General features: G+C 67.3%; 10 protein-coding genes. 9 read left to right on the top strand and 1 reads right to left on the bottom strand.

The genetic code is table 11. The annotated features are described in order from the left end of the window. Positions 1-1085: decarboxylase (locus QH195_RS21835; protein WP_280436797.1), on the top strand; the 1085-nt coding region annotated here is incomplete at its 5' end. Continuing rightward, positions 1082-2398 carry a pyridoxal-phosphate dependent enzyme gene (locus tag QH195_RS21830; RefSeq protein ID WP_280436796.1) on the top strand — a complete coding sequence of 439 codons (1317 nt, stop codon included), beginning with the start codon at positions 1082-1084 and terminating at the stop codon, positions 2396-2398. The genes QH195_RS21835 and QH195_RS21830, both read left to right, overlap by 4 nt. 7 nt (positions 2399-2405) lie before the next feature. On the opposite strand, the gene QH195_RS21825 is transcribed toward QH195_RS21830, so the two are convergent. Further along, positions 2406-3095 (bottom strand): phosphatase PAP2 family protein, encoded by a 690-nt coding sequence (locus tag QH195_RS21825; RefSeq protein WP_280436795.1) that lies wholly within the window; start codon positions 3093-3095, stop codon positions 2406-2408. Between the two features lie 80 nt (positions 3096-3175). Between QH195_RS21825 and QH195_RS21820 the strand changes: the two genes are divergently transcribed. The 7 genes from QH195_RS21820 (at position 3176) to ligD (ending at position 8320) form a co-directional block, all read left to right on the top strand. Beyond that, positions 3176-3655, top strand: coding sequence for a DUF6191 domain-containing protein (locus QH195_RS21820; RefSeq protein ID WP_280436794.1), 480 nt, complete (start codon positions 3176-3178; stop codon positions 3653-3655). Positions 3656-3748: 93 nt separating this feature from the next. Next, entirely contained in the window at positions 3749-4372 is a 624-nt protein-coding gene (locus tag QH195_RS21815) for a TetR/AcrR family transcriptional regulator (RefSeq protein ID WP_280422159.1), read from the top strand. A gap of 46 nt (positions 4373-4418) precedes the next feature. Continuing rightward, entirely contained in the window at positions 4419-4649 is a 231-nt protein-coding gene (locus QH195_RS21810) for a hypothetical protein (protein WP_280422158.1), read from the top strand. Positions 4650-4670: 21 nt separating this feature from the next. Next, positions 4671-5777, top strand: a complete 1107-nt coding sequence (locus tag QH195_RS21805) for an SPFH domain-containing protein (RefSeq protein ID WP_280422157.1) — start codon at positions 4671-4673, stop codon at positions 5775-5777. Between the two features lie 25 nt (positions 5778-5802). Next, positions 5803-6186: a cold shock domain-containing protein gene (locus QH195_RS21800; protein WP_280436793.1), complete on the top strand. Its 384-nt coding sequence runs from the start codon at positions 5803-5805 to the stop codon at positions 6184-6186. A gap of 107 nt (positions 6187-6293) precedes the next feature. After that, on the top strand, positions 6294-7379 hold the full coding sequence (locus tag QH195_RS21795) for an ATP-dependent DNA ligase (RefSeq protein ID WP_280436792.1): 1086 nt from the start codon (positions 6294-6296) through the stop codon (positions 7377-7379). Beyond that, on the top strand, positions 7376-8320 hold the full coding sequence (ligD, locus tag QH195_RS21790; protein WP_280436791.1) for a non-homologous end-joining DNA ligase: 945 nt from the start codon (positions 7376-7378) through the stop codon (positions 8318-8320). The genes QH195_RS21795 and ligD overlap by 4 nt, the downstream gene beginning before the upstream one ends. Positions 8321-8388: the final 68 nt, after the last annotated feature.

The raw sequence follows: 8388 nt of genomic DNA, 5'->3' as shown, positions 1-8388 counted from the left end.
CGGGGAGCGGGGCCACGGTCAATATCGACAACCAGTGGGAGCTGGAAACGCTGGCCGGCCTCGCCCGGCCGGAGGCGCCCGTCCCGGTGCTGCTGCGGGTCAGCGGATTCCCGGATTCCCGGCCGAGCCGGTTCGGTATTCCGGTGGGTTCGGTGGACCGTGCTCTCGATATGCTCGCAGACAGTCGCGATCGGCTCGATTTCCGCGGTCTCGCTTTCCATCTCGATACCGGAGACATCGCGGAACGGCTGCGGGCCGCGGAGTCCTGTTTCGCGCTGCTCGAGCAGGCATATACCCGGGATCTGGTGCCTTCGGTCCTGAATATCGGCGGTGGCCTCCGGCAGGTTTTCACAGCCGACGCACGCCGGTTCGACGACTATGTGCAGCGCCTGCGCGACGGGCTGAGCGGTCGAGGTGCCCGGATGAGCTGGGGCGACAACACATTCGGATATCAAGTGGACGGTACCTCGGTGCGTGGCACGCCGGTGTTCCACAAATACGCCAATACCGTCGCGGCCGACGAGATGCTCGCCGACCTGTTGACCGCACCGCTCGAACGGCACGGCGGTCGCGGAATCGGCCGGGTCGCGGCCGACAACCTACTGGAGGTCTGGCTCGAACCCGGAAAAGCCCTCGCCGATCACGCCGGAATCACGCTGTCCCGGGTCGAATTCGTGAAGGAGGCCGCCGACGGCAGTGTGCTCGTTCACCTGGATCTGAGCCGGGATTCGGTGACCCCGGCGGATCAAGAAGTGATGGCCGACCCGCTGCTGCTGCCGGGACGGCCGCCCGCCCCGCCCGGTGACCCGGTGGGTGTGTATCTGGCAGGACGACTGTGCCTCGAGCGCGACCTCATCACGGCACACAAGATATGGCTGCCGTGGCGACCCAGGCCGGGTGATCTCGTCGTATTCCCGAATACGGCCGCCTATCACTCCGATCTGTCGGCCGCGACGGCCGCCATGCACGCGCCGGCGAACAAGGTCGCGATCGAGTTCCGCGAGGGGACTTTCCGGGCCACCGCGGACGCCGATTTCCGGCCCGCACCGTCTTCCGGCGAATCACTATCACCCGAGGTCCCGTGACGATCTATCAGCACATCACCGAACTGATCGGTGATACTCCCCTGCTCCGCCTCGACCCGGCCGTACACGGGCTCGACGGCGTCGACCTGTATGCGAAATTGGAATCGCACAATCCGTTCGGTTCGGTGAAGGACCGGGTCGCCTGGGCGATGCTGCGCGACGAACTCGATACCGTACGCGCCGAGAGCCGGACCCTGATCGAAGCCTCCAGCGGAAACACTGCCAAGGCACTGCGCGTCCTGGGGGCGGTGCACGGTATCGGACTGCGGGCCATGACCAACCGGATCAAGGTCACCGAGGTACGTGATCTGCTGCGGTTACTCGGCACCGATATCGTCGAACTGCCCGGGTTGTCCGAATGCCCGGACCCCACCACCCCCAACGACGTCTATTCCGCGATCGAGCACGCCATGGCGGCGGAACCGGAACGATTCCGCCATCTGTCGCAGTACACGAGCGAGAAGAACATCGCCGCGCATCAGGACGGCACCGGCCGGGAGATCCACGAAGACCTCGCCGCCGCCGGTATCGACCGCGTCGACTATCTCATCGGCGGGCTGGGCACCACCGGCTCGAGCCGTGGCGCGGGAAGCTACCTGCGCAAATTCCATCCCGAGCTACGCACGGTGGCCGTGGTGTCCGATCGCGGCGATTTCATCCCCGGTATCCGGTCGGAACGAGAGATGTGGGAGGTCGGATTGTTCCAGCCCGACTTCTACGACGAGATCGTCACAGTCGAATCCGGGCCGGCGATCGAGGGCACCCTGGAACTCGCCACGGGCTACGGGATCCTCGCCGGGCCCACCAGTGGCGCAGCCTACGCTGCCGCCCGCGAGATCCTCGCGCGACCCGGCCGTGGCGGATCGCCGGTGGTCGCCGTGGTCATCGTGTGCGATCGGCTCGAACCATATCTGTCCTATATCCGGCAGCGGCGCCCGGAGCTGTTCGGCAGCGATACCGGGGACCGGGCACCCGATCCTGCGGATATCGCCGCGGCCGCGGTGCTCGGTCCGGCCGAGCTCGCCGAGATGATCCGGGCACGGCACACCGTGGTGGTCGATACCCGCGGCGCGATGGCCTACCGCATCGCGCATATACCGGGTGCGATCAATATCCCCGACGACCGTCTCACGGATCTGTTCACGCACGGTACGCCGTTTTCCAGGGCATATCCGGTGGTGTTCACCTGTCCCACCGGCGAAATCTCGCGGCAGTTCGCCGCCACCGCACAGCAGACCGGGCACCACGCCTTCAGTCTCGACGGTGGGGTCGCGGGCTGGCGGGCAGCCGGCTTGGAGCTGGAACGCGGGTAGCCGGCGGTCAGCCCGCAGTACCGCGTGCGGACACCGCCTCCGCGAGTGGGCGGGTACCGGCCGGATCCGCGGAGACGGTGCCGCCGGGTCGTGCGGTCCCACCGGCCCGACGGTGCGCCAGCACACCGAGCGTCACCAGCAGCGCACCGAGCGACCAACCGGCCACGACATCGGTCGCCCAGTGCACCCCCAGATAGACACGGGACAGGCCGACCAGGCCCACGAACACCGCGGCGAGCACCACCGTGATCCGCGCCGCGATCCGATGGCGGAACCGTAGGTAGCAGAGCACCGCCAGGACACCCGTCACCGCCGCCGCACCAGTACTGTGCCCGGACGGGAACGCCGGGCTGTCGACCGCGACCAGCCGGTCGTTCAAGGGTGGGCGTGCCCTGCCGATCAGATTCTTGGACACCGGTACCAGCACCGCGGCGGCCGCGCCCACGCCCGCTACCAGTACCGCATCGGCCCGTCTGCCACGCCACAGCAACCCAGCGCAGGCCGCCAGCGCCAGCACCCACATCACCGCCGATCCACCGGCGTGCGTGATCACCACCGCACCGGTGGTGAGGGTTTCGTCCCGTAAGCCGAGAAACCATTCGTGTATCGCCGTATCGAACCCGGTCGCGGCCCCGGAGAGCACCGATCCGGTCAGCGCGGCGAATGCGGCGAGCAGCAGCACAGCGAACAAGACCATGCGTCTCACGATAGCTGCTGGACATTTGCCGCAAAGCGGACACGTGTGGTCCGGCGCCCGGTGGTCACCACCCCGGCAACATGGATGTCGAGACCGGCTCGACCGGCCGTGACGACGAGGTTCCGCTGTCCGCGTCGTGTCCGCAGCGTGGACGAGTTCGTCGCCGGGCAGCCCGGCTGCGCTGTGCGCCCGCTGCCTCGCTCGGCTCGCCGACCGCGGCCGAGGGCTATCGTGAAGCCGTGGAACTCCTCTTCTTCGGTGCGCCGGGGTTCATGATGCTGCTGGGTGCGGCGGCCGCGATTCGATGGGTCTACACCCGCTTCCCGAAAACCGGGAGAGAGACGGCCGGACATACCTCCACCCGGCTCGCCGCGGCCGGGGTCGAGGAGATCACAGCCTTCTGGTATGGCAGTAAACGTCGTGAACTGGACCAGCGGGCGGCGCAGTCCATGCTCCGTGCGGACCACAGCGACGGTGCACCACCGCGGGATCGGATCGATCTCGACCGGGGTCGCGCCGTACTGATCGCCCGGCCGCCGGGGCCTGCTGCAAATTCCTGACCGCCGCCGGGGGTTCATCTGCCGATCGGCGGGGGACGGTTGCCCGCGACCCACCCGGCCGGGTGGCATGCGGCGGCAGATTACTGTGGACGGGTGCATGCAGACCAGCGATCGGACGACGGCGGGCCTCGGATCTGGGGTGGCACCACGCTTTCGGAGCGCAGGCAGGCACGGCGCAGTGCGCTGCTCGAGGCGGCGCTCGATCTGATCGGTGAGGCCGGCGCGGCCGGGGTCACCATGCGGGCGGTGTGCCGCCGGGCCAATCTCACCGACCGATACTTCTACGAAAGTTTCACCAGCCGCGACGAATTGCTCGATGTGCTCTACCGGCAGACGGCCGAGGATTTCCTGGAACCGATGACCGCGTTCGCGGTTGCCGACGATTCCTCCCGCGATCGGGCGCTGTCGGAGGCGCTGGTGGACAAGGTGCTCGCCGACCCCCGGAAATCGCGGCTGTTCCTGGTCGAACCCTATTCCAGCACCGGGCTCGGCCAGACCACCATCTCGGTGATGCCCGCCTTCACCCGGCTCATCCAGGACCATCTCTTCGCCCGGATCGACGATCCCGTGCGGCGCCGGCTCGCCGCCGTCACCATGGCCAGCGGCAACGCCGGAATGTTCTCGGCCTGGTTGAACGGATCGTTGCGGGCGACCCGCGAGGAGATCGTCGATCATCTGGTCGCGATGCTCGGCGCCTACCGCACGCTCTACCAATAACCGCACGGAGGCGGAAACCACCGCAGGGCTTGGAGGTTGGGAACAATTGCAGGACGAAGTCGTCGGGTCGACGGGTAAGCTGATCTCGCCGATCCGCGGCCCCGGGATGCTGGGTGAGGTCCTGGTCGCCGTCCGAGGGGGAACCGAAGGCTACATCGCGCGGTCGACCGAAGCCATTGCGGCCGGGAGCACCGTGCTGGTCATCGCGGTCGATTCCGGCCGTATCGCCGAGGTCGTGCCCTGGATACCCCTCGCTCCGGACCCGGCATCCGAGTAGACGAAGACGAGGAGTCATTCCGTGCTGGGTTATCACGTCCCGGATCCCGACGAGGCAATGCTGGTCAGCGGCGCCAAGAGCAGCGACGCCACCCCGTTCCGGGTGATCATCGGGCGCGGCACCTGGGTGATGCCGTTCTTCCGCAAGGTCCGGTATCTGTCGCTGGCCATGTTCGAGGCCGAGATCTCCGAACGCTGCGTCACCAAACAGGCCATTCAGCTGCAGGTGCGTGCGGTTATCGCCTTCAAGGTCGCCAACGATACCGCCTCGATCGTGAATGCCGCGCAGCGTTTCCTCTCCGAACAGGAGCAGGAGATGTCGGTGCTCACCGGGCGCATCTTCTCCGGCCATCTGCGGTCGATCGTGGGCTCGATGACGGTCGAGGAGATCATCCGCGAACGCCAGCGCCTGGCCGACGAGGTGCTGGTGGCCTCGAAGGTGGAGATGAGCAATATCGGCCTGTGGGTCGATTCGTTCCAGATCCAGTCCATCGATGACGGCGACCTCGGCTATATCTCGGCTCTGGCCGCCCCGCACAACGCCGCCGTGCACCGCGACGCCCAGATCGCCAAATCGCAGGCGGCGCAACGGGCAGCCGAAGCCGAGCAGGAATCGCTGCGCAAACAGGCCGAGTACTCGCGGGAGACCTCGATCCTCAAAGCGAGCTACCAGCGCGATATCGACAAGGCCGAGGCGGAAGCGGCCGCGGCCGGACCGCTGGCCGCGGCGCTGGCCCAGCAGGAGGTGCTCAGCGCACAGGCGGCGCAGGCCCGTAAGGAAGCCGACCTGCGCGAACAGCAGCTGCAGGCCGAAGTGGTCAAACCCGCGCAGGCCGAGGCCGACCGGGTCCGGATCCTGGCCGAGGCCGAAGCGAACCGGACCCGGATCCAGGCGGAGGCCGCGGCGTCGAACAACCGGATCGCGCTCGACCAGATGCTGATAGAACAGCTGCCGCTGATCGTGGAACAGGCCGCGCGCGGATTGTCGAATGCGAATCTGACCGTGCTCAACGGGCCCGACGGGGTCGGCGAGCTGCTCAACGGCATGGTCGGGCAGGGGCTCACCGTGTTCAACTCTCTGCAAAAGGCGCTTATCACCGACGGTGAGGAAAAGCGGGATATAGAGTGACCGCGTAACTGCGGCGAGGAGCGGTGTGGTGGCCAGCGGGAAATTGGTGTCGTTCGACGGAACGCGGGGATTCGGTTTCATCCGGCCCGAAGACGGTGGACCGGATGTATTCGTCCATGTCAACGATATCGGCCTCGGCGAGGACGAACTGCGCCAGGGACGGATCTTCGAATTCGAGGTCACCGAGGGCGACCGGGGTCCCAAGGCGATCAACCTCCGGTCACCGCGGGCTGGCGGAATCCGCCCGGAACCGGCGGGTGGCGGTTCCCTGCTCACCGCCGCCGAATACACCCGGCTGGTCACCGAGCTGCTGCTGGACGCGTCCCCCGCCCTCACGGCCGGGGAGATCGTCGTGATCCGCGAGCGGCTCACCGATTTCGCCGGAGTGCAGGGCTGGATCACGGACTGACGCGCGGATCCGCCGAGTTGTCGGCGTGAACTCCTATGCTCGGGGGCGATGAATCGGCGTCGGCCGCGACGTCGATACGGGTGAGGATCGACCCCCAGGAGGACCGTGTGGATCTACCGGTGATGCCGCCCGTCCGGCCCATGCTGGCCAAAACCGCGCCCGAGATCCCGCCGGGCCCCGGGCTCAGCTATGAACCGAAATGGGACGGGTTCCGCTGCGTGGTCTTCCGCGACGGCGACGAAATCGAACTCGGATCCCGTAACGACAGGCCGCTGACCAGGTACTTTCCCGAGGTGGCCGACCTGTTGCAGGCGGCACTCCCGGATCGGTGCGTGGTGGACGGGGAAATCGTCGTCGTGACCGAACACGGGCTCGATTTCGATATCCTGCAGCAGCGCCTGCATCCGGCGGCGTCTCGGGTCACCAAACTCGCCGCCGAAACACCCGCGAGTTTCGTCGCCTTCGACCTGCTCGCGCTCGGCGACCGCGATCTCAGCGCCGCGCCGTTCACCGAACGCCGCGGCCTGCTCGAATCCATCTTGGATACCGCACCCGGCCGGGTCCACCTCACGCCGCTCACCGGCGATCCGGCGCTGGCCCGGGACTGGTTCACCCGGTTCGAAGGCGCCGGTTTCGACGGGGTGATGGTGAAGGCCGACGATCAGCCGTACCAGCAGAACAAACGGGTCATGCTCAAGGTCAAGCACGAGCGAACGGCCGACTGTGTGGTGGCGGGATTCCGCTGGCACAAGGACGGCGCGGGAGTCGGATCGCTGCTGCTCGGGCTCTTCGACGAACACGGCGGTCTCCATCACGTGGGGGTCGCGAGCAGTTTCACCGCCGCCCGCCGGAAAGAGCTGGTCGACGAGCTGGCACCCTACCGGGAACGCGCGCTGGACAACCACCCGTGGCGGGACTGGGCCGATGCCGCGGCGCAGGCCGCGTCCGGTGGTTCGATGCCCGGCGGGATAAGCCGATGGAGCGGCGGCAAGGACCTGTCCTGGGAGCCGCTGCGCACCGAACTCGTGGCCGAGGTCCGGTACGAACATGTGCAGTCCGGCCGGTTCCGGCACGGCGGCCGGCTGGTCCGGTTCCGCGCCGACCGCACTCCCGAATCCTGCACCTACGCCCAGCTCGAGGAAGTCGCGCCCGCCGAACTGCACGAAATCTTCGGAACCCCGGTGGCGAAATGAGCGAATCCGTCGACATCGAGGTCGCGGGGCGGGTGCTGGCCATCAGCAACCCCGGCAAGGTGTATTTCTCGCGGCGCGGCGAGACCAAACTCGATCTGGTGCGCTATTACCAGAGCGTCGCCGAGGCCTTCCTGCGCGTCAACGGCGGACGGCCACTACTGCTGGAACGCTATCCCGACGGGGCGTCGGGGAAATCGTGGTTCCAGAAGCGGGTGCCGAAATCGGCGCCGGACTGGCTGCACACCGTCGAAGTATCCACCCCGAACGGCACCACCAGCGACGCACTGGTGGCACACGATATGGCGCATGTGCTGTGGGCGGTGAACCAGGGCTGCCTGGGTTTCCACGTCTGGCCCAACCAGGCCACGGAATTGCAGATCGCCGACGAACTGCGCATCGATCTCGACCCGTCACCCGGTATCGGCTTCGGTGAACTGCGATCCGCGGCCCTGCGCACCCGCGAACTGTGCACCGAACTCGGCATCGAGACGTGGGTGAAAACCTCGGGCTCGCGCGGCCTGCACCTGTATATCGCACTGCAACCGCGCTGGGACGGTTACCAGGTCCGTGCCGCCGCGGTGGCGCTGGCCCGGGAACTGGAGCGCCGGTATCCGGACGAGATCACCGCCCACTGGTGGAAAGAAGAACGCGGCCGGCGGGTCTTCGTGGACTACAACCAGAATGCCCCGCACAAAACCGTTTTCGGAGCGTGGTGTGCGCGGCCGAAGGTCGGCGCGCAGGTGTCCACCCCGCTGCGCTGGTCCGAACTGGATACGGTCGTTCCCGAGGATCTGACGATCGCGACCGTACCGGCGCGGCTGGCCGAACATGTCAAGAAACCGACAGTTGCTGCCGATGCGCTGCCGAATCAGCGGGATTCGGCGGTGGGTTCGGCCACCGTGGGCAGGGTGGCGAGTTCAGCGCGCAGACCGGCGCCGTGACCGGAGATCACGACGGTATCCGGGGTGAGGTCGATATCGAGCGGAACGTCGAGGGTGGCGTACTGGGT

It is taken from the genome of Nocardia carnea, assembly GCF_029868855.1.
GTDB classification, from domain to species: domain Bacteria; phylum Actinomycetota; class Actinomycetes; order Mycobacteriales; family Mycobacteriaceae; genus Nocardia; species Nocardia carnea_A.
The sequence above is the reverse complement of the archived record's forward strand: the minus strand, read 5'-3'. Positions and strand labels throughout refer to the sequence as shown.